The following is a 20,718-nucleotide window of genomic DNA, read 5'->3' as shown; positions in this document are numbered from 1 at the left end:
TGTCTCAACCGGCGGTCAGGCCGAGCAGCCTGGCCGCGTTCTCCTTGAGGATCTTGGGGCGGACCTCGTCCTTGATCGGCAGCTTCGCGAAGTCGGCCAGCCAGCGGTCCGGGGTCAGCAGCGGGTAGTCCGAGCCGAACAGCACCTTGTCCTGCAGCAGGGTATTGGCGTACTGCACCAGCTGCGGCGGGAAGTACTTCGGCGACCAGCCGGACAGGTCGATGTGGACCTGTCTTTTGTGGGTCGCCACCGCGAGTGCCTCGTCCTGCCAGGGGAACGAGGGGTGCGCCAGGATGATCGGCATGTCGGGGAAGTCCACCGCCACGTCGTCGACCAGCATCGGGTTGCTGTACTTGAGCCGGATGCCGCCGCCACCCCTGGCGCCGGCGCCGATGCCGGTCTGGCCGGTGTGGAACACGGCGATGGCGCCTTCGGCCTCGATGGCCTCGTACAGCGGGTACGCCAGCCGGTCGTTCGGCGCGAACCCTTGGACGTTGGGGTGGAACTTGAAGCCCCGGACGCCGAACTCGCGCACCAGCCGCTTGACCTGGTTGACGCCGAGCCGGCCCTTGTACGGATCGATACTGGCGAACGGGATGATGACGTCCGGGTTCGCGGCCGCGGCCTCGGCGACTTCCTCGTTGGGCACCGCGGGGGTCCCGGTCGCGCTTTCGGCGTCGACGGTGAACACGACGCAGGCCATGTTCCGCTCGCGGTAGTACGCCGCGATCTCCGGCAGCGTCGGCCGGCGGTGCTCGGTCTTGAAGTATTCGCCCGCGGCCGCGTCCAGCTCCTCGGACAGCGAGCCGTGTCCCTTCGCCGAGACCTCGGCGTGGGTGTGGACGTCGATGGCGGTGAGTCCGCCGACGGTCATCGGCGCGTCCATCACAGGCCGGTCCCGGGAGCGGGGACGCCGACGGTCTCCGGGGTCCGGCCGACGCTGACCGGCCAGGCGGCGGCGATGGCTTCGGCGCTCCATCCGCCGTCGGCGTAGGCGACGGAGATCTCCTGCGGATGCGACCACAGCGCCAGCTTGTCACCGCCGATGCCGATGCACTGCCCGGTGATGCCGGCGGCGGCGTCGGAGGCCAGGAAGACGACGAGCGGGGCGGCGTCCTCCGGCGTACCGAAGCCCTCGCCCTTGCGCAGCGCGTCGGGCAGCGGCGTGCCGTGGTCTTCGAGGGCTTCGACGTGCGGAGCGAAGGCCGCGATGGTCTTGGTCATGGCGGTGGCCGCGACCGGGATGACGGCGTTGGCGGTGATGTCCGCCCTGGCCAGTTCCATGGACCAGGTGCGGACCATCGCCGCGATGCCGGCTTTGGCGGCGGAGTAGTTGGTCTGCCCGAAGTTGCCGCGCTGGCCCGCCGGGGAGCCGGCGACGATGATGCGGCCGCCTGTGCCCTGCTCGCGCATGTGCGCCGCGGCGGCGCGGGCACAGGTGAAGGTCCCGCGCAGATGGACCTGGACGACGGTGTCGAAGTCCTCGTCGGACATCTTCCACAGGACCTTGTCACGCAGCACGCCGGCGTTCGTGACCATCACGTCCAGGCGGCCGAAGCTGTCGACCGCGCGCCGCACGAGGGCGTCGGCGGCTTCGGTGGTGCCGACCGCGGCGACCTCGGCGACGGCCCGGCCGCCGGCCGCCTCGATCTGCGCGGCCGCGGCGCGCGCCGCGTCGGCGTCGACGTCGTTGACGACCACCGCGGCGCCCGCGGCGGCCAGGGCCCTGGCATAGGCCAGGCCGAGCCCCCGCCCGCTTCCGGTGACGACGGCGACCTTGTCGGTGAGGATCATGCGGCACAACTTAGGCATTGTCGTGACTGCCGTCAATAGTTTGCCGAACATCGGCGATGCCCTACCCTGACCTGGTGAGCAGTCCCGAGTCTTCGCCGCGACCGCAGTCGCTGATGCTGACGTTCTTCGGCATCCACGTCCTGGGACGCGATCTCGCGATCTCCTCCGGCTCGGTCATCGACGCTTTGGGGCGCGTCGAGGTCAGCGAGGAGGCGGTGCGCTCGACGCTGACCCGCATGGTCGGCAGAGGCCTGCTGGAGCGCCACCGCCAAGGCCGCAAGATGTACTTCGCGCTCACGCCGCGGGCCGTGTCCGTGCTGCAGGACGGCTACGACCGGATCTGGCAGCGAGGCGCGGCGAACTTGGACTGGGACGGGCAGTGGACGCTGATCGGGTTCTCGCTGCCCGAGGCGTGGCGCCGCGAGCGGCATGATCTGCGCTCCCGGCTGACGTGGGGCGGGTTCGGGCCGCTGCAGAACGGGCTGTGGGTCGCGCCGTCGGACGTGGACGCCGCCGCCCTGCTCGGCGATCTGGGTCTGGACGCGCACCTGCGGGTTTTCCGCGGCACGATCGTGAAGCCGACGGAGGTCGCGACCGTGCTGGAGACAGCCTTCGACACCGCCGCGATCGCCGCCGACTACCAGGCGTTCCTGCGGCGCTGGTCGCAGCCCGGATCCGGCGTGGCGGACCCGCTGGGAAGCCAGCTGCTGCTGCACACCGACTGGCTGGAGCTGGTCCGGCGCGACCCGCACCTGCCGGCTGAGCATCTGCCCTCCGACTGGCCCGCCATTCAGGCCGAGGAGCTGTTCCACGCCCTCGCGCAGGAGCGGGAGGCCTCGGCGCGGGTCGAGGCCGAGCGGACGCTGGACACCCTGCGGCTGCGGTAGCTGGTTCGCAGTGCCCTGATCGCCTGATCGCTCGATCCCCTGATCGCCTGATCGCCTGATCGCCTGATCGTCCCGGAGTGCTGTGCCGCGGACAAATATTCGGCATGCCATTGACTGCCGCCAAAAAACTGCCCTACATTTCGTCGCGTTCTCGTCCCGCTCCCTTCGCAGCCTTCCCGAAAAGGAGCACCGCCCATGAGCACGCACCCGCGCCGGCGCCTCGCCGTCGGCCTCACGGTCCTGACAACCCTCTCAGCCTTCGTGGTCCTGCCCTCGGCCGCGTCCGCCGCCCCGGCTCCGCCGCCCGGGCACCACACCGGCACGCTCGCCGACGGCGCGACGTGGATCGCCGACGTCCCGGCCGACTGGAACGGCACACTGCTGCTGTTCAGCCACGGGTACGGCCCGACGGTGGCGCAGGACGCGCCCAGCTCGGATTCCCAGACCGCCCTGCTGGCCGCTGGGTACGCGCTCGCCGGTTCCTCCTACGACCCGAACGGTTCCTGGTGGGCTCTGGGCAGCGCCGAACGCGACCAGTTCCAGACGCTGGACGCGGCCAAGGCCGTCCTCGGCCGTCCGGCCCGCACCGTCTCGGTCGGGGAGTCGATGGGCGGACTGGTCAACGCCCAGATCGTCCGGGACGCCCACGGCCGGGTCGCCGGCTCGCTCGGCCTGTGCGGCCTGGTCGCCGGCGGCTTGGACCTGAACGATTATCAGCTCGCCGGCGAAGTCGTCCTGGCGACGCTGCTCGCGCCCGACGCCCACGTCCACCTGACCGGCTACTCCGGGCCCGACGACGCCGCAGCCGTGGCGACGACCTTGACCGACGCCGTGACAGCCGCGCAGCAGACACCCGCGGGCCGCGCACGGATCGCGTTGGCGGCGGCGTTCCTGAACCTGCCGACCTGGGCGCCGGGCCAGAACCCGCCGGCGCCGGGCGACGCCGCCGGCCAGGAAAGCCAGCAGGAGGCATGGATCGCCGCCGGCCAGCTCGCCTTCATCATCGGCTCGCGCCCCTCGATCGAGCAGGCAGCCGGCGGCGACAGCGGTTCCACCGTCGGACTCGACTGGCGCGCGCAGCTCGCCTCCTCCCCGCACCGGGACGAAGTCCGAGCCCTGTATCAAGCCGCGGGCCTGAACCTGAACGCCGACCTGAACGCCCTGCACGCCGCCCCGGCCTACCACGCCGACCCCGCCGCCACGGCATGGATGGCGCGGACCTCGACCGCGGGCCAGGGACTCACCGCACCGCTCCTCGACCTGCACACCACCGCCGACCAACTGGTCCCGGTCGAGCAGGAGAACGCCTTCGCCGCCCGCGTCCGAAACTCCGGCGACGCACAATCCCTGCGCCAGGCATACGTCGCCCGCCAAGGCCACTGCGCCTTCAGCACCAACGAAATCCTCGCCGGCCTCCACGCACTCGAGCACCGCATCGACACCGGCCACTGGGGCGACACCTCCGCCGCCGCCCTCACCGCCGACCAACCCGCCGGCACCACAGCCTTCGTCGACTACCGCCCCGCCCGCCTCGTCGACGGCGGGCGCTAACACCGCACCGCCACCGGTCTCGGACGGCGCGCTGGTGCCGACCGCGCTGGATTCGGGCAATGGCTGACGCGAACCGCGTTGGCCGCTGTCAGTGGCCTGATGACGACTGCACTTGCTGGCTTCAATGCCCTGACGCCCAGCGCGCTTGATGACGGCAACGCTCGCCACTGGCAGCACCCTGACGCCGACTAACACTCGCCACCGACAGCAGCCAGCTACCGTCATCGCTCGCCACCGGCAGCACCCTGTCGCCGACATCGCTAGCTGCCTGCGGCACCCGCCACCGGCCACGCCCGACGCCGCCCCGACGCCGGCCGCGGCCCACCTCCAACAGAGCTCTTCCCCCACCTCCTAAGGACCGATCATGTCCGCAACCACCGGGCTTCCGCCCACTGGCACCGGTGTCGAGCGCTCGCCTCTGGCGCTCGGTACCCTCATAGCCTGCTGCCTGGCCGTGTGCCTGGCGCAGATCGGCGTTGCGATTCCGGCGACGCTCAATGGGCTGTTTCAGCAGGATCTGCATCCTGTCGGGTCGGAGCTGACCTGGATCTCTGATGCGTTCCTGCTGCCGGTCAGCGTTCTGGAGCTCACCTTCGGCGTCCTGGGTGACCTGTTCGGTCGCAAGCGGCTGCTGATCGGCGGTGCCTTGTTGCTGGGGCTGGGAGAGTCGGTGTCGGCGTCCTCGCATGGCGTTCATCTGCTGTGGGCCGGGCAGGCGTTGTCCGGGATCGGCGCCGCGGCGTTGTTCCCGACGTCGTTGGCGATGATCGTCGCGGGGACCCGGGGGCATGGCGAGCGGGCGCGGCTCATCGCGTTGTGGGCCGGGTTGCTCTCGCTCGGTGGGGCGCTCGCTCCGGTGCTCGGCGGGTTTACGGCTGCCCATGGATCGTGGCGGTGGTCGTTCGTCGTGGTCGCGATCGTGGCCGGGGTCAGTGCCCTGGTCAGCCTGGTGCTCGCTCGGGACTCGCGGTCGCCGGCCGGGCGCTCGCTCGATCTCGGCGGCCAGGTCACCATCGGCGTCAGCCTGTTCGCGCTGCTGTACGCCGTCATCCAGGGACCGACTGACGGTTGGGGGTCCGGTCCGGTCGTCGGCGGGTTCGTCGTCGCGGTGCTGTTCCTGGTGCTGTTCGTCGTCGCCGAGCGCCGGGCGTCCTCGCCGCTGCTGCGGCTGGGCATCTTCGTCAACCGCGGGTTCGCTGTGGCGTCGGTCGTCGCCGTGGTCGGCATGTTCAGCTTTTTGGGCACCGCCTACGCCACCTCCATCCGGCTCGGTCCGATCCAGCACCAGAGCCCGCTGCGGACCTCGGTCGCGTTCCTGCTCCTCAACGGCCTGACGCTGGTGCTGATCCCGGTGACCTCGCGGCTGCTGGCCCGGATGCCGGCTCGCTGGCTGCTGGCGATAGGGCTGGTCCTGATGGCCGCCGGCGACTTCCTGGCCGCGACGCTGGCCGTCGGGGACCGGACGCTGACCGTGCTGGTGCTGCCGCTGGGCCTGGTCGGCACTGGGTTCGCCTTCACCGTGTCCTCGATCACCGCGACCGCCGTCAACACCGTGGAGCCGGCGCTGGAGGGGATGGCCAGCGCGACCACCAACCAGCTGCGCGACTTCGGGTTCACGCTGGGCCCGGCGGTGGTCGGCGCGATCGCGCTGAGCAACGCCGCGTCCGGGTTCCAGGCCCGGCTCGGCCGCTCCTCGCTGGACCCGGCCCTGAAGGCCGCGGCGCAGCACGTCATGGCCGAAGGCGGACCGCTCGCGGTGAATTCGGTGCCGCCGGACTCGCCGCCCGGACACGCCGGGCCGCTGGCCTTCGACGCGCTCGGGCACGGCTACTCGATCGGGTACCTGGTGTGCGGACTCGCCGCGCTGGCCAGCTGCCTGCTGGTGGTCGGCGCGCTGCGCCGCAGCGATGCCAGGACCCTGCAGTAGGCCGCCCCGCCCCTAGGGTCGGTGCCATGAGCGAACCCGGCGGCAGGACCGCCGCCGACCGGCTCCTGGCCGTGCTGGCCGCGTTCGACCACGCGCATCCGGCGCTGACGCTCACCGACGTCAGCCGCCGGGCCGGGCTCACGCTGCCCACCGCGCACCGCCTGGTCGGCATGCTCGCGGCCTGGGGCGCGCTCGAGCGCGACGAGTCCGGGGCGTACCGCATCGGGCTGCGGCTGCTGGAGCTCGCCGCGCTCGCCCCGCGCGGCCTGGTGCTGCGCGAGGCCGCGATGCCGTTCCTGGAGGACCTGTTCGAGGCCACCCACGAGAACGTCCAGCTCGCGGTGCGGGACAACGCGGAGGTCGTCTACGTGGAGCGCCTCGCCGGACGCTCGGCGGTCGGCGTGCGGACGCAGGTCGGCGCCCGCTGGCCGCTGCACGCCACCGGTGTCGGCCTGGTGCTGCTCGCGCACAGCCCGGCCGGCTTCCAGGACGGATACCTGGCCGGACCGCTCGAATCCTTCACCGCGCACACCGTCACCGAGCCGCGGCGCCTGCGCCGGATGCTCGCCGAGGTGCGGCACTCCGGCTGCGCGGTCAGCGAGCGGCAGATCACCGACGACGCGCTGTCGGTGGCCGCGCCTATACGCGGCCCGCACGGCGACGTCGTCGCGTCCGTCTCCGTGGTCGTCCACGCCGAAGGCGCGCGCCCGAACGCGCTGATCCCGGCCGTGCGCGTCGCCGGCGCGGGCATCTCCCGCGCCCTGGGCTGGCAGCCGCCGATCGGGGCTTCCGCCTGACGGAAGTCGTGTTGTCGCCGAATGCGGGCGTTGCGACGCTCAACGCGACACCGTCCCCCACTCGCCCCGGAGCCTCCCATGGCCACAGCTTTCGCCCGCAACCAGTGGTACGTCGCCGCCTACGCCAGCGAAGTCGGCCGCACCTTCCTGGCGCGGACCATCCTCGGCGAACCGATCGTCTTCTATCGCACCGGCCAGGACGGCCGCGCCGTGGCACTCGCAGACCGCTGCGTCCACCGCCGCTACCCGCTGTCCGAGAGCCGTCTGGACGGAGACACCATCGTCTGCGGGTACCACGGCTTCACCTACGACACGTCCGGGACCTGTGTCTTCGTCCCGGGGCAACAGCGCATCCCGCGCACGGCGCGTGTCGCGTCCTATCCCGTCGCGGAGCTGGACTCGTTCGTGTGGGTGTGGATCGGCGATCCCGAACTCGCCGACGACAAGCTCATACCGCGGGCTCCGCACATGGCCGACCCGGAGTTCGTCACGGTCTCGGGGATGGAGCCCATCGACTGCGATTACGGCCTGCTCGTCGACAACCTCCTCGACCTCTCCCACGAGACCTACCTGCACGGCGGCTACATCGGGACCCCCGAGGTCGCCGACACGCCGATCACCACCGACGCCGACGAGCAGGCCGGGATCGTCCGCGTCGCCCGGCACATGGTGGACGCGGCGTGCCCGCCCTTCTACGCGAAGTCGACCGGCATCCAGGGCCGTATCACGCGCTTGCAGGACATCGAGTACTTCGCCCCTTGCCTGTACCTCCTGCACAGCCGCATCACGCCGGCCGGCGAGCAGAACCCGTTGTTCCGTACCGAGATCACGTACGCGATCACGCCTTCCGCGCCCGGACAGGTCTACGACTTCTGGGCTGTCTCGCGGAACTTCGCCACCGACGACCCGGCGGTCACCGAGTTCCTGCGCGACTTCAACCACCAGGTGGTGATGCAGGATGTCGTCGCGCTGAACATCCTGCAGAAGGCCCTGGACTCTGAGTCGGCGGGCTACCAGGAGCTCAGCATCGGTATCGACGCCGGCGGCCTGGCCGCGCGCCGGATCCTCGCGCAGCTGGCCGCGCAGTGAGCATGAGTATGCGCCCGAGCACGAGCCAAGGGACCGAGCACGTGCATACGCTCGTCATCGCCGAGCGCCGCGACGAGGCCGACGGCGTCATCTCCCTGACGCTGCGGCGCGCGGACGGTTCCGCCTTGCCGCCGTGGTCGCCCGGCGCGCACGTGGATCTGGTTCTTGGCAACGGTTTGGAGCGCCAGTATTCGCTGTGCGGCGACCCTTCCGGCGCCGGTGCGTGGCGCATCGCGGTGCTGCGGGAGCCGGACGGGCGCGGGGGATCAGAGTACGTCCACACACGGCTCACCACCGGGACCCGCGTCGGCGCCCGCGGACCGCGCAACCACTTCGAGCTGCGGACGGCCGAGCGCTACGCGTTCATCGCCGGCGGCATCGGCATCACCCCGCTGCTCCCGATGGTCGCCGCGGCCGAGGCCGCCGGCGCGCCCTGGTCGCTGTTGTACGGCGGCCGAAGCAGGTCCTCGATGGCGTTCGTCGAGGACCTGGCGCGTTACGGCGACCGGGTCGTCCTGCGTCCGCAGGACGAATACGGCCTGCTCGATCTCGCCGACCACCTCGGCGCGCCCAGGACCGGGACCGCGATCTACTGCTGCGGACCAGGCGGTCTGCTCGACGCGGTCGAAGCATATTGCCAGGCTGCCGGCTGGCCCGAACCGCACGTCGAGCGTTTCCAACCCAAGGCGGACGCCGCCGCCGGCGAGAACCAGCGGTTCGAGATCGAGCTGTCCCGCAGCGGTCTCACGCTCCAGGTCCCGGCCGACGCCTCGATCCTCGACACGGTGCGCGCCGCCGGTGTGTCTGTCCTCTACTCCTGCACCGAGGGCACGTGCGGCACGTGCGAGACCGACGTCCTGGACGGCGTTCCCGACCACCGCGACTCGGTGCTCACCGCCGCGGAGCGCGCAGCGGGCGACACGATGATGATCTGTGTCTCCCGAGCGCGAGCGCGGGCGGGGGCTCAGACCGGCAGGCTCGTCCTAGACCTGTGAGGGGATCGGCTGCAGGGCGAAGACCAGCGCGATGTCCTCGGTGATCCGCCTGGCGGTCTCCCGCAGGGCGGGCAGCAAGAGCCCGGGAACATCCTGCAGCGATGCCCGCCCGGCGTGCAGTGACACGTTCACGGCGGCGACGACCCGTCCGTCCGAACCGCACAGCGGCACGGCCAGGGAGCGTACCCCCTCCTCCAGTTCCTGGTCGACGAGGGCGAAGCCGTCGCGTGTTGTCTGCTTCAGCAGGGCTTTGAGACGGTCGGGAGCGGTGACGGTGTGCGCGGTCAACGGCGCGAGGTCGGCTGCGTCCAGCCATGCCGAGCGCGGTCCGGGGGCGAGGCCCGCCACCAGGACCCGGCCCATCGACGTGGCGTGCGCGGGGAAGCGGGTCCCGACGGTGATGTCGACGTACATGATGCGGCTTGCGGCGACCCGGGCGATGTAGCGGATGTCGTGACCGTCCAGGACGGCGACGGAGGTCGACTCGTGCACGCGGTGGACCAGATCGACGAGGTGCGGCTGCGCCACGTCGGCCAGCGAGCGGGCTGAGACGGTGGGATAGCCGAGCTCCAGCACGCGGGGGAGCGGGAGGAAGCGGCGGCTGTCCGTAGCGACGTAGCCAAGGCTTTCCAGGGTCAGCAGCGAGCGCCGGGCTGTGGCGCGGGGCAGTGCCGTGGCTTCGGCGACCTCGGTCAGCGTCATACCGCCCGGGACGCTCAGCGCGGCCAGCACGCTCAGACCGCGAGCGAGCGATTGCAGGTACTCCGGGCCCAGTTCTCCTTTGGGATCCAGCGAATCGTCGCGCGAAGGACGGTGGACGGCCGGCCGGTCCTCGTGGGTCGCGAGCGCTTCGGTCATCCGCCGCGCCGTGCGGAGCATCGGCTCCAGTGCGCGCTCGCGCAACGAGGCGGCCGAGTGCCGACTGGTGTGGCTGGCCACGCTGAGGGCGCCGACGACGTGCCCTGATCCGTCGCGGATCGGTACCGCCACGGCGACCAGCCCCGGCTCGACCAGTTGGTCGTCCAGGGCGAAGCCGTTCGTGCGTGCCTCGGCCGCGAGCCGGCGGAACTCCGTCATCGTCGGGCGCGAGGAGATCTGTGCCGCCGGCAGAGCGGGGAAGGCGGTGTTGTCAGGATCGGCGAGCATGCGGGCCTGCCAGCGCTCGAAGCCTTGCTCGTCCCAGTCCGCAGCGAACAACGCGCCGGGCGCACAGCGTTCAGCGGGCAGGGCGTCCCCGGCGCGGAAGGTGACGGACAGCGCGCGCCGCCTCGGCGTCTGCACGACGAACCGCACCGCGTCGCCGTCGGGGACGGCCACGGACACGGACTCGTCGAGGTCGTCGGCGAGGGCCTCGGCCAGTGACCCGAGCCGGTGAGGCAGTCGGCTGGAGCGCAGATACGCCAGGCCGAATTCCAGCACCTTCGGGGTGAGGACGAAGTCGCGGCCGTCCTGCTCGCGAAGGTAGCCGAGCCGCACGAGCGTCGTGGCGAGGCGGTCGACGGGGGAGCGGGCCAGGCCGGTCGCCCGGACCAGATCGCTGGCGCGCAGTCGGTCGCCGCGGGCCAGCGCCAGCGCGCGCAGGACGGTCAGACCGCGTTCCAGCGGTCCGACCGGCGCGGCGTCAGCGGTCTGCGGCATACGTCCTCCCAGCGTTGACACGCGCGGTCCCGCGATGCAAACTCACCGCACCTCAGATTATGAAGGAAAGTTCACTGAGCGAACAAGCGCGGAAGGCTGCGTATGGACAAGGTGGTGCGCTCGGCCGCGGAAGCCGTCGCCGACATAGGCGACGGCGCATCCCTGGCCGTCGGCGGTTTCGGGCTGAGCGGCGTACCCGGCACCCTGATCCAGGCGCTGTTCCGGCAGGGCGCCACGGGGTTGAGCGTCGTGTCCAACAACTGCGGGGTGGACGGCGGCGGCCTCGGCGTCCTGCTCGCGGCCGGGCGGATCGCGCGGGTCACCGGCTCATATGTGGGCGACAACAAGGAGTTCGCCCGGCAATACCTGGCCGGCGAACTGGAACTGGAGCTGATCCCGCAGGGGACGCTGGCTGAGCGGCTGCGGGCCGGCGGCTGCGGCATCCCGGCGTTCTTCACCCCGGCCGGCGTCGGCACCCCGGTCGCCGAAGGCGGGTTGCCGTGGCGGCACACGCCGGACGGAGGCGTCGCGGTGGCGGCACCGCCCAAGGAAGTCCGCACGTTCGACGGACGCGAATACGTGCTGGAGCACGGCATCACCACCGATTTCGCGCTCGTGCGCGCGGCGCGCGGCGACCGCCACGGGAACCTGGTCTTCGCCAAGGCCGCACGGAACTTCAACCCGCCGGCCGCCATGGCCGGCCGGATCACCATCGCCGAGGTCGAGGAGCTGGTCGAGCCCGGCGAGCTCGACCCGGACGCGGTCCACCTGCCCGGGGTGTTCGTGCAGCGCGTGGTCGCGCTGACCGCGCAGCAGGCTGCTGACAAGCCGATCGAGAAGAGGACGGTGCGTTCGGCGTGAGCTGGACCAGACAGGAGATGGCGGCGCGGGCGGCGGCGGAGCTGACCGACGGTTCCTACGTCAACCTCGGCATCGGATTGCCGACGCTGGTGCCCGGCTTCCTCCCCGCCGGGGTGGACGTCGTCCTGCACTCCGAGAACGGGCTGCTGGGGGTCGGCCCGTATCCGGTCGAGGCGCAGGTCGACCCCGACCTGATCAACGCAGGCAAGGAAACCGTGACCGTCATGCCGGGAGCGGCCTTCTTCGACTCCGCGCTGTCCTTCGGGATGATCCGCGGCGGGCACATCGACACGGCGATCCTCGGCGCCATGCAGGTCTCCGCCCGAGGCGACCTGGCCAACTGGATGATCCCGGGCAAGACGGTCAAGGGCATGGGCGGCGCGATGGATCTGATCCACGGTGCCCGCAGGGTCATCGTGCTGATGGAGCACACCGCCAAGGACGGCTCGCCGAAGATCGTGGCCGAGTGCACGCTTCCGCTCACCGGGCGGCGCTGCGTGCACCGCGTCATCACCGACCTCGGCGTCCTGGACGTCACCGGCGACGGCCTCGCCCTGGTCCAGACCGCACCCGGCGTCACCGCCGAGGAGGTCGCGCGCCGCACGGCGGCTCCGGTCCGGTGGGAAAGGTAGGGAACTGTATGGCACTGTCACAGCAGGACATCTCTCGTGAGATCGCCGAGCGGGCCGAGGCGGCTGCGGCTGCGGATGCGACCGCAGCCGCGGACACCGAGCGGCTGCGCCACCACCCGGCGCGCGACTACGCGCCCTATCGCAGCAGCCTGTTGCGCCACCCCAAGCAGCCGCTGGTGACCGTCCGGGATCCCGAGGCGGTCGAGCTGTCCGGCCCGGTGTTCGGCGTCAGCGACGTCACCGAACTCGACGCCGACCTGACCCGGCAGCACCTGGGCGAACCGCTCGGCGAGCGGATCACCGTGACCGGCCGGATCCTGGACCGCGACGGCCGCCCCGTGCGGGGGCAGCTCGTCGAGATCTGGCAGGCCAACGCCTCCGGCCGCTACCTGCACCAGCGCGATCAGCACCCGGCGCCGCTCGATGCCAACTTCACCGGCGTGGGCCGCTGCCTGACCGACGGCGAGGGCGGCTACCGGTTCACCACGATCAAGCCCGGCGCCTATCCCTGGCGCAACCACACCAACGCCTGGCGGCCCGCGCACATCCACTTCTCGCTGTTCGGCACGGCGTTCGCCCAGCGCCTGATCACGCAGATGTACTTCCCCGGCGACCCGCTCTTCCCCTACGACCCCATCCTGCAGTCCGTCACCGACGCCGCCGCCCGGAACCGGCTGGTCGCCGCCTACGAGCACGAGCTGTCCGCCGCCGAATGGTCGCTCGGCTACCGCTGGGACATCGTGCTCGACGGTCCCGCCGCCACCTGGACCGAAGAAGGACGCTGATGCACCCCACCCCGTCCCAGACCGTCGGGCCCTTCTACGGCTACGCGCTGCCGTTCCCGCAAGGCGGCCAGATCGCCCCGGCCGGCCACGACGGCGCCCTCACCGTCCACGGCCACGTCCGCGACGGCGCCGGCGAGCCCGTCCCCGACGCCCTGCTGGAGATCTGGCAGCCGGCTCCGGACGGCTCGCGGGCCGGCGCTCCCGGATCACTGCGGCGCGACGGCCTGACCTTCACCGGCTTCGGACGCGTCAGCACCGGTCCCGACGGCCGCTACGTCCTTCGCACCCTGCCGCCCGGCGGAGTGCCCTACCTGTCGGTCTGCGTCTTCGCCCGAGGACTGCTGCACCATCTGTTCACCCGCGTCTACCTGCCCGACGCCGATCTCGACAGCGACGCGCTACTGGCAGCGCTGGAGTCGGACCGGCGCAGCACCCTGATAGCCGAGCCGACGGCCGAGCATGTGTACCGCTTCGACATCCACCTGCAAGGGGAGAAGGAGACGGTGTTCCTTGACTTCCGCTGACGTCGGCCTGCTCGCACCGGTCTGGGCCGGCACAACGGTCGAAGAAGCCACCGGCGACCCCGCCTTCCTGCAAGCAATGCTCGACGCCGAAGCCGCTCTGACCCGCGCCCAGGCAGCACTCGGCCAGGCACCCGACGCGGCCGCGGCCGCCATCACCGCGGCGGCGCGCGCCGAGAACTTCGACCTCCGCGACATCGCACTACGAGCGCGCACCGGCGGCAACCCGGTCATCCCGCTGGCCGCCGATCTGACAGCCGCCGTCCCCGCCGCCGCTGCCCCGTTCGTCCACCACGGCGCGACCAGCCAGGACATCCTCGACACGGCGATGATGCTGATCGCCGCACGCGCCATCGCGACGGTGCAGGACGACCTCCGCCGCACCGCGGACACCTTGGCAACCCTGGCCGCCGCACACCAGAACACACCGATGCCCGGCCGCACACTCACCCAGCACGCAGTCCCGACCACATTCGGCCTCAAAGCCGCCGGCTGGCGAACCCTCATCCTGGACAGCATGGACCGCCTGGCCACCCTGCACCTGCCGGCCCAACTCGGCGGCGCGGCCGGAACGCTCGCGGCGTTCGAGGTGCGGGCTGATGCGATCGACCATCCCGAAGACTTTTCGCGACGCTCGCCCCTTCCAGGGTCCGGGTCGACGCCGCCAGGCACCACGATCGCCCATCCCGAAGACTCTCCGGGAGCCTTGCCGCTTTCCGCGTCCCAGCTGACGCCGTCGCAAAGCAGCGTGATCGCTCAGCCCGAGGATTTACCGGGAGCCTCGCCGCTTCCGATGTCCGCGCCGACGCCGCCGCCAGGTAGCGCGATCGACTATCCCGAGAACTCTCCGGGACGCTCGCGGCTTTCCATGTCCCAGCTGACGCCGTCGCCGGGCAGCACGATCGATCATCCCGAGGATTCACCGCGACGTTCGCCGACGCCGGGCAGCGCGATCGATCTTCCCGGAGCGTTCGCCCGGGAGCTTGGGCTGGCCGTGCCGGAGCTGCCCTGGCATGTGCTGCGGACTCCCGTTGCTGACCTCGGCGGTGCTCTGGCCTTCGCCGTCGGCGCTATGGCGAAGGTCGCTGCTGATGTGCTGGTGTTGTCGCGGACTGAGGTCGGTGAGGTTGCCGAGGGGGCTGCGGGTGGTTCCTCGGCCATGCCGCACAAGGCGAATCCGGTGCGCGCGACGCTGATTGCCGCTGCTGCTCGCCAAGCGCCGGCGTTGGCTGCGGTGCTGTTCGGTGCGCTTGTTGCTGAGGACGAGCGGCCGGCTGGAGCCTGGCACGCCGAGTGGCAGCCGCTGCGGGAACTTCTGCGGCTTGCCGGTGGCGCTGCGGAGGCCGCTGCTGGACTCGTCGCCGGTTTGCGCGTCCTCCCCGACCGGATGCTCGACAACCTGCATCGCACTCGGGGGCTGGTCGTCAGCGAGCGGCTGGCCGCCGAGGTGAGCGGGGTCCTCGGCCGGGGTCCGGCCAAGCAGCTGCTCGCCGATGCCGCGGATCGGGTCGGCAGCCTTGGCACGAGCCTGGAGGACGTTCTGGCGGATGCCCCGGAACTCAAAGGCCTGATCAGCCGGGACCGACTGCGGAGGCTCACCGATCCCGCCGACTACCTCGGCGCGGCCGAGGCGCTCGTGGACCGGGCCCTGCGTCGCATGCCGCCGCCGACGCCGCCACGAAAGAACTGCCCATGAGTCTTGTGCCGCACTTCGTGATCGAGGGTCCGTCAGACGCGCCGCCGCTGCTGTTGGCGCCGTCCCTGGGAACCTCGCTGGCCGTATGGGACGGGCACGTCAAAGCCCTGGCCCGAGACCACCGGGTGATCCGCTGGGACCTGCCGGGACACGGCGGCTCCGCGGCCACCCTCGTCGGCGAGCGGGCGACCGTCGCCGAACTGGCCGACCTGGTCCTGGCCCTGGCCGACCACCTGGGGTTGGAGCGCTTCGCCTACGCGGGAATCTCCATCGGCGGAGCGGTGGGCGCCCATCTTGCCGTCCGCCATCCCGACCGGATCACCTCCCTGGCACTGGTCTGTTCCTCCGCTCACTTCGGCGAGCCGCAGGCCTGGCTTGAGCGTGCCGCGCGGGTCCGTCGCGAAGGCACGGAATTCCTGGCCGCATCCGCGCCGGCCCGCTGGTTCACGTCGGACTTCCCCGGCGGCGAGGCCCTGGAGAAGCTGATCTCCGACCAGCGTGCCGCCGACCCGGTCGCCTATGCCGCGTGCTGCGAAGCCCTTGCCGACTGCGACCTTCGCGGCGAGCTGGACCGGATCACCGCGCCCACGCTCGTCATCGCCGGACGCGAGGACACCGCCACCCCGCCGCCGCACTCGCGGGAGCTGGCCGACGGCATCGCCGGAGCGGGACTTCTCGAGATCCCGGGTGCGGGCCATCTCGCGCCGGTCGAACGCCCGCGGCCCGTCCTGGACGCCCTGCGCGCACATTTCGGCGCCGCGCCGTCGGATGACGCCGAGCGTCACGCGGCGGGCACCGCCATGCGCCGGGCCGTCCTCGGCGACGCCCACGTCGACCGCGCGCTCGCCGCCGCCACGCCGCTCACCGCCGGTTTCCAGGACTTCATCACCCGCTACGCCTGGGGCGAGATCTGGACCCGCCCCGGCCTGGACCGCCGCACCCGCAGCTGCGTCACTCTCACCGCGCTGGTGGCCGGGGGTCACCACGAGGAGCTCGCGCTGCACGTCCGCGCCGCCGTCCGCAACGGCCTGACTCCCGAGGAGATCGGCGAGGTGCTGCTGCAGACAGCCGTCTACTGCGGCGTCCCGGCCGCCAACGCCGCGTTCGCCATCGCCCGCAGAGTCCTCGACGAGGCCACCAGCGACGAGACCACCGCCGACGAGACCACCGACCACAAGGACGACCACTGATGCACACCACCGTCGGCATCATCGGCGCCGGTCCCGCCGGGCTGCTCCTGGCCCGCCTGCTCCACCAGGCGGGCGTCGACTCCGTGGTTCTGGAAGCCCGCGACCGTGAATACGTCGAACAGCGCCAACGCGCCGGAATCCTGGAACAGGTCACCGTCGACGCCCTGCGCGCGGCCGGCGCGGGGGAGCGGATGGACCGCGAGGGCATCGTCCACCACGGCATCGAGCTCCGCTTCGCCGGCCGGTCGCAGCGCATCGACTTCGCCGTCCTGGCCGGCGGGCGCGGCGTCATGGTCTACGCGCAGACCGAGATGGTCAAGGACCTGATAGCGCTGCACCTGGCGCATGGCGGGCCGTTGCTCTTCGAGGCCGGTGTGAGCAGCGTCGGAGCCGTCGGAGCCGTCGGAACCGCCGACGACGACCGCATCGCCGTCCGGTACCGCCGCGACGGTCGCGAGCAGACCCTCACCTGCGACTGGGCCGTCGGCTGCGACGGCTTCCACGGGGTCACCAAGGACGCCGTCCCCGCGGACCTGCGCCACACCTACGAACGCACCTATCCCTACTCATGGCTGGGCATCCTCGCCGACGCGCCCCCGGTCTACGACGAGCTCATCTACGCGCACTCCGACCGCGGTTTCGCCCTGGCCTCGATGCGCTCGGACACCGTCAGCCGCCTGTATCTGCAAGTGCCCAACGGCACCGACCCGGCCGCCTGGTCCGACGACCGGATCTGGGACGAGCTCGACCGCCGCTTCGCCACCCGGGCCGATCCCGGCTGGAAGCTGACGCGCGGCCCGATCACCGCCAAGTCGGTGCTGCCGATGCGCAGCCACGTCACCGAACCCATGCGCCACGGCCGAGTCCTGCTCGCCGGCGACACCGCCCACATCGTCCCCCCGACCGGCGCCAAGGGCCTCAACCTCGCCACCGGGGACGTCATCATCCTGGCCCGCGCGCTCGCGCACTGGAAGGAGACGGGCTCCGCCGAGCTCCTCGACGCCTACTCCGACACCTGTCTGGAGCGGGTGTGGCGCGCGGAGCACTTCTCGTACTTCATGACCACGACCCTGCACGTCGACCCGGACCAGTCCGCGTTCGACACCAGGCTCCAGCTCTCGCAGCTCGCGCGGATCGCGGCGTCCCCGCACGCCGCCGCCGAGCTGGCGCAGAACTACGTCGGCATCCCCATCGCAGGAGAGCGAGCGCCTCAGAAGGGATAAGCGGGCGCCTGGCCGCGCATCGTGATCCAGCGCGTCTCGGTGAAGGCCTCGATGTTGGCCTGCGCGCCGCCGAAGCGCGCGCCGGTGCCCGAGCCGCGAACCCCGCCGAACGGTGCGTTGGCCTCGTCGTTGACCGTCTGGTCGTTGATGTGGACGATGCCGGTGGGGATCTTCTCGGCGATCTCCAGCCCGCGCATCACATCCCTGGTCACGATGCCGAGTGAGAGCCCGTATTCGCCGGCGTTCGCCACGGCGATCGCCTCCTCGACCGACCCGACCCTGGTGACCGGTGCGACCGGACCGAACACCTCCTCGGCGAACGCCGGCGCGCCGATCGGGACGTCGGCCAGGACCGTCGGCCGGTAGAAGAGGTCCTCGTAGGTCCCGCCGGCCGCCAGCGCGGCGCCGGCCTCCACGGTCGCGGTGACCATGCCGTGGATCCTGTCGCGCTGCCCGGCGTCGATGACCGGGCCCAGCGCCACCTGTCCGGTCGCCGGATCGCCCACCGGGAGCGCGGCGGCCTTCGCCGCGAGGGCTTCGACGAAGGCGTCGTGGACGGACTCGGCGACCAGGTGGCGGCCGGTGGTCATGCAGATCTGGCCCTGGTGGAAGAAGGAGCCCCAGGCGGCCAGGTTGACGGCCTCCTGCACGTCGGCGTCCTCGAGCACCAGCAGCGCCGAGTTCCCGCCGAGTTCGAGGTGGGCCCGCTTGAGATGCCGGCCGGCGAGCTCCCCGACGCGGCGGCCGACGGCCGTGGACCCGGTGAAGGACACGACGCGGACCCGCGGATCGGTGATCAGGGCTTCGCCGACGTCGGCGCCGCCGGGGAGCAGCTGCAGGACGTCGGCCGGAAGCCCGGCCTCCTCGAAGATCCGCACCATGAGCGCGCCGCCGGTGACAGCGGTGCGCGGGTCCGGCTTGAGCAGGACCGCGTTGCCCAGTGCCAGCGCGGGCGCCACCGACCGGATGCCGAGGATGATCGGGACGTTGAACGGCGAGATGACGCCGACCACCCCCGCGGGCACCCGCCGCGCCATCGACAGCCGGGGCTGCTCCGAGGCGAGGACTTCGCCCAGCGGACGGCTGGGCAGGCTCGCGGCTTCGTAGCACTCTTCGGCCGCGACGTGCAGGGAGAAGGCTGCCATACCGGGCACGGCGCCGACCTCGCGCACATTCCACCAGGAGATCTCCTCGGCGTGCTCCTGCCACAGGTCGCCGGCTCGGCGCAGCACCGCCGCGCGCGCCGGGTGGGGGAGCGCGGCCCACTCGCGCTGAGCTTGCGCCGCGGCGTGCGCGGCCCGCGCGACGTCCTCGACGCCGGCCCGTCCCATCCGGCCGAGCTCCGCGCCGGTGGCGGGTTCGACCACGGCGTAGTCGCCACCGCCGCCGCGCACCCACTTGCCGGACAGGAAGATGTTGCCGTGCCAGTCGACGCCCTCGAGAAGTGGCATGTGCTTCTGTCTCCTAGTGGTGCTGACAGGAAATAGCTCACCCCGCGGGTCCACCGTGCTCTCTTTTCGCGCGAGGATCAAGACGTTTGTAGGCGGCGCCACAGCCGGGACGGCATCAGAGGACGAAGATCTGCTCCCACGACAATGGGCCGTCTCCGGTCGCCTACCCATTGGCGACCGGAGACGGCGGGGGCGGGCCGGCTAGTGCTGCAGAGTCAGCAGGCCGGGCCGCCAGGGGAGCAGGTTGTAGGACTGGTTGGCGGAGGGATCCTTGCCTTGGTAGAGGAACTGCAGATTGCAGGGGTCGATGGTCATGGTCTGGTCGGGGTTGTTGCGGACCAGGTCGCCGTGGCTGATGTCGTTGGTCCAGGTGGCGCCGCTGTTGGCCTTGCCGGCGAAGGGGTTGCTCTCGCTGGCGGCCTGCGGGGTCCAGGAGCCGCTCAGGCTGCTGGCGGTGAAGGAGCGGAAGTAGCGGCCGTTCGCGCCCATCGCCTCGACGATCATCAGGTACTGGTTCTGGCCCTGGACCTTGTAGACCTGGACGCCCTCGAAGAGGTTGGCGGTCGAGTCGCTCATGACCGTGGTGTAGCTGGAGCCGAAGTTGCCCGGGAAGTTCCCGATCGGCATGCTGGCGCGGTAGATGCTGCCGTTGTCGCCGGCGAAGAACAGGTACATGGTGGTGCCGTCGCCGATCAGCGTCTCATCGATGGGGCCGGTGCCGGAGCCGGAGAGGCTGCCGGTGAACAGGGCCTGCGGTGAGGACCAGCCGTTGGGGTTGGTCGGGTCGCTGGAGGTGCGGTACATGAACGGTGCCGAACCCCATTCGGAGGCCAGTACCCAGATGTTCTTCGGCGCGAAGTAGAACAGGGTCGGTGCGACCGCGCCCTGGTTCATTCCGGTTTGGGTGGCCGAGGCCATGTCGGACCAGTTGGTGAACGGGGCGAAGCCCGTCGAGCCGTAGGACCCGGAGCCGTTGACGTCCGAGCCGTAGACGAGGTGCTTGCCGTTGTAGACCACGTTGGTGAAGTCCTTGAGCGAGACCCACCCGTTCTGCGGTGTCGCCAACGCGCCGGTCGAGGACCAGTGGTACGTCGAGGGGAGCGAGCAGGTGCCGCCTCCGCCGGTGGACGGCGTCGAGCTCGGGCTCGTGGGCGGCGGCGAGGACGACAACCCGGTCCACTGCTGGTTGCTGTGTCCGTTGCAGGTCCAGATCTCCACCGCGGTGCCGTTGGCCGTCGCGGCGCCCGTGACGTCCAGGCACAGCCCGGACTGCACCCCGACCACCGTGCCGTCGGAGTTCACCCGCCACTGCTGGTTGGTCCCGCCGTTGCAGGTCCAGATCTCCACCCGGGTGCCGGCGGCGGTCGCCTTGCCGGGCACGTCCAGACACTTGCTCCCGCCGTACACCGTCAGCGCTCCGCCGGATGTCAGCGTCCACTGTTGGTTCGAACCGCCCGAGCAGTCGTAGATCTGCAGGTAGGTTCCATCACTCTGGCTGGAGTTCGGCACGTCCAGGCACCGTCCCGCACCGACGCCGCGCAGCGCGCCGGTGACGTCGGCCCGGGCCGGACCGGCCGCCACCCCCAGCGTCACCACCGCTGCCGCCAGGGCCAATGCCAGGGCGGCCAGCGCGGCGATCAAGGATCGACGACCGCGGCTGATGCTTCCTGTGTTCGTCATT

18 protein-coding genes are annotated in these 20,718 nt (G+C 71.3%); 13 read left to right on the top strand and 5 right to left on the bottom strand.

Annotated elements, in window-relative coordinates:
- Nucleotides 1-4: 4 nt before the first annotated feature.
- Together CACI_RS24245 and CACI_RS24240 are read right to left on the bottom strand one after the other, a co-directional pair.
- Nucleotides 5-886 carry a 4-hydroxyphenyl-beta-ketoacyl-CoA hydrolase gene (locus CACI_RS24245; RefSeq protein ID WP_015793490.1) on the bottom strand — a complete coding sequence of 294 codons (882 nt, stop codon included), beginning with the start codon at nucleotides 884-886 and terminating at the stop codon, nucleotides 5-7.
- Nucleotides 886-1,794: an SDR family NAD(P)-dependent oxidoreductase gene (locus CACI_RS24240; protein WP_190276630.1), complete on the bottom strand. Its 909-nt coding sequence runs from the start codon at nucleotides 1,792-1,794 to the stop codon at nucleotides 886-888. The genes CACI_RS24245 and CACI_RS24240 overlap by 1 nt, the downstream gene beginning before the upstream one ends.
- A gap of 56 nt (nucleotides 1,795-1,850) precedes the next feature.
- Between CACI_RS24240 and CACI_RS24235 the strand changes: the two genes are divergently transcribed.
- The 6 genes from CACI_RS24235 (at nucleotide 1,851) to CACI_RS24210 (ending at nucleotide 9,040) form a co-directional block, all read left to right on the top strand.
- Complete coding sequence (locus CACI_RS24235) at nucleotides 1,851-2,681, top strand: PaaX family transcriptional regulator (protein ID WP_015793488.1); 831 nt, start codon at nucleotides 1,851-1,853, stop codon at nucleotides 2,679-2,681.
- 195 nt (nucleotides 2,682-2,876) lie between these two features.
- On the top strand, nucleotides 2,877-4,232 hold the full coding sequence (locus CACI_RS24230; RefSeq protein ID WP_015793487.1) for a hypothetical protein: 1,356 nt from the start codon (nucleotides 2,877-2,879) through the stop codon (nucleotides 4,230-4,232).
- Between the two features lie 364 nt (nucleotides 4,233-4,596).
- Nucleotides 4,597-6,159 (top strand): MFS transporter, encoded by a 1,563-nt coding sequence (locus CACI_RS24225; protein WP_015793486.1) that lies wholly within the window; start codon nucleotides 4,597-4,599, stop codon nucleotides 6,157-6,159.
- A 26-nt stretch (nucleotides 6,160-6,185) separates the two neighbouring features.
- On the top strand, nucleotides 6,186-6,956 hold the full coding sequence (locus CACI_RS24220) for an IclR family transcriptional regulator (RefSeq protein WP_015793485.1): 771 nt from the start codon (nucleotides 6,186-6,188) through the stop codon (nucleotides 6,954-6,956).
- A 78-nt stretch (nucleotides 6,957-7,034) separates the two neighbouring features.
- Nucleotides 7,035-8,045 (top strand): aromatic ring-hydroxylating dioxygenase subunit alpha, encoded by a 1,011-nt coding sequence (locus CACI_RS24215; RefSeq protein WP_015793484.1) that lies wholly within the window; start codon nucleotides 7,035-7,037, stop codon nucleotides 8,043-8,045.
- An 8-nt stretch (nucleotides 8,046-8,053) separates the two neighbouring features.
- Nucleotides 8,054-9,040: a PDR/VanB family oxidoreductase gene (locus CACI_RS24210; protein WP_015793483.1), complete on the top strand. Its 987-nt coding sequence runs from the start codon at nucleotides 8,054-8,056 to the stop codon at nucleotides 9,038-9,040.
- Here the strand turns inward: CACI_RS24210 and CACI_RS24205 are convergent.
- Nucleotides 9,029-10,678: an IclR family transcriptional regulator domain-containing protein gene (locus CACI_RS24205; RefSeq protein WP_015793482.1), complete on the bottom strand. Its 1,650-nt coding sequence runs from the start codon at nucleotides 10,676-10,678 to the stop codon at nucleotides 9,029-9,031. The genes CACI_RS24210 and CACI_RS24205 overlap by 12 nt on opposite strands.
- Before the next feature lie 102 nt (nucleotides 10,679-10,780).
- Between CACI_RS24205 and CACI_RS24200 the strand changes: the two genes are divergently transcribed.
- Genes CACI_RS24200 through CACI_RS24170 form a run of 7 tightly spaced genes read left to right on the top strand, consistent with a single transcriptional unit; the run spans nucleotide 10,781 to nucleotide 17,586 of the window.
- Complete coding sequence (locus tag CACI_RS24200) at nucleotides 10,781-11,539, top strand: CoA transferase subunit A (protein ID WP_015793481.1); 759 nt, start codon at nucleotides 10,781-10,783, stop codon at nucleotides 11,537-11,539.
- Nucleotides 11,536-12,171: a CoA transferase subunit B gene (locus CACI_RS24195; RefSeq protein WP_015793480.1), complete on the top strand. Its 636-nt coding sequence runs from the start codon at nucleotides 11,536-11,538 to the stop codon at nucleotides 12,169-12,171. Before CACI_RS24200 ends, CACI_RS24195 begins: the two co-directional genes overlap by 4 nt.
- Nucleotides 12,172-12,179: 8 nt before the next feature.
- Entirely contained in the window at nucleotides 12,180-12,956 is a 777-nt protein-coding gene (gene pcaH, locus CACI_RS24190; protein ID WP_015793479.1) for a protocatechuate 3,4-dioxygenase subunit beta, read from the top strand.
- Nucleotides 12,956-13,480: a protocatechuate 3,4-dioxygenase subunit alpha gene (gene pcaG / locus CACI_RS24185; RefSeq protein ID WP_015793478.1), complete on the top strand. Its 525-nt coding sequence runs from the start codon at nucleotides 12,956-12,958 to the stop codon at nucleotides 13,478-13,480. The genes pcaH and pcaG overlap by 1 nt, the downstream gene beginning before the upstream one ends.
- Nucleotides 13,467-15,173, top strand: a complete 1,707-nt coding sequence (locus CACI_RS24180) for a lyase family protein (protein ID WP_015793477.1) — start codon at nucleotides 13,467-13,469, stop codon at nucleotides 15,171-15,173. Before pcaG ends, CACI_RS24180 begins: the two co-directional genes overlap by 14 nt.
- On the top strand, nucleotides 15,170-16,363 hold the full coding sequence (gene pcaDC, locus CACI_RS24175; RefSeq protein ID WP_015793476.1) for a bifunctional 3-oxoadipate enol-lactonase/4-carboxymuconolactone decarboxylase PcaDC: 1,194 nt from the start codon (nucleotides 15,170-15,172) through the stop codon (nucleotides 16,361-16,363). The genes CACI_RS24180 and pcaDC overlap by 4 nt, the downstream gene beginning before the upstream one ends.
- Nucleotides 16,363-17,586 carry a 4-hydroxybenzoate 3-monooxygenase gene (locus CACI_RS24170; RefSeq protein ID WP_015793475.1) on the top strand — a complete coding sequence of 408 codons (1,224 nt, stop codon included), beginning with the start codon at nucleotides 16,363-16,365 and terminating at the stop codon, nucleotides 17,584-17,586. The genes pcaDC and CACI_RS24170 overlap by 1 nt, the downstream gene beginning before the upstream one ends.
- Here the strand turns inward: CACI_RS24170 and CACI_RS24165 are convergent.
- Nucleotides 17,574-19,037 carry an aldehyde dehydrogenase family protein gene (locus CACI_RS24165; protein ID WP_015793474.1) on the bottom strand — a complete coding sequence of 488 codons (1,464 nt, stop codon included), beginning with the start codon at nucleotides 19,035-19,037 and terminating at the stop codon, nucleotides 17,574-17,576. The genes CACI_RS24170 and CACI_RS24165 overlap by 13 nt on opposite strands.
- Before the next feature lie 201 nt (nucleotides 19,038-19,238).
- Nucleotides 19,239-20,717 (bottom strand): non-reducing end alpha-L-arabinofuranosidase family hydrolase, encoded by a 1,479-nt coding sequence (locus CACI_RS24160; RefSeq protein ID WP_015793473.1) that lies wholly within the window; start codon nucleotides 20,715-20,717, stop codon nucleotides 19,239-19,241.
- Nucleotide 20,718: the final 1 nt, after the last annotated feature.

It is taken from the genome of Catenulispora acidiphila DSM 44928 (assembly GCF_000024025.1).
Classification (GTDB): Bacteria; Actinomycetota; Actinomycetes; order Streptomycetales; family Catenulisporaceae; genus Catenulispora; species Catenulispora acidiphila.
This window is presented reverse-complemented; position numbering and strand designations above follow the sequence as displayed.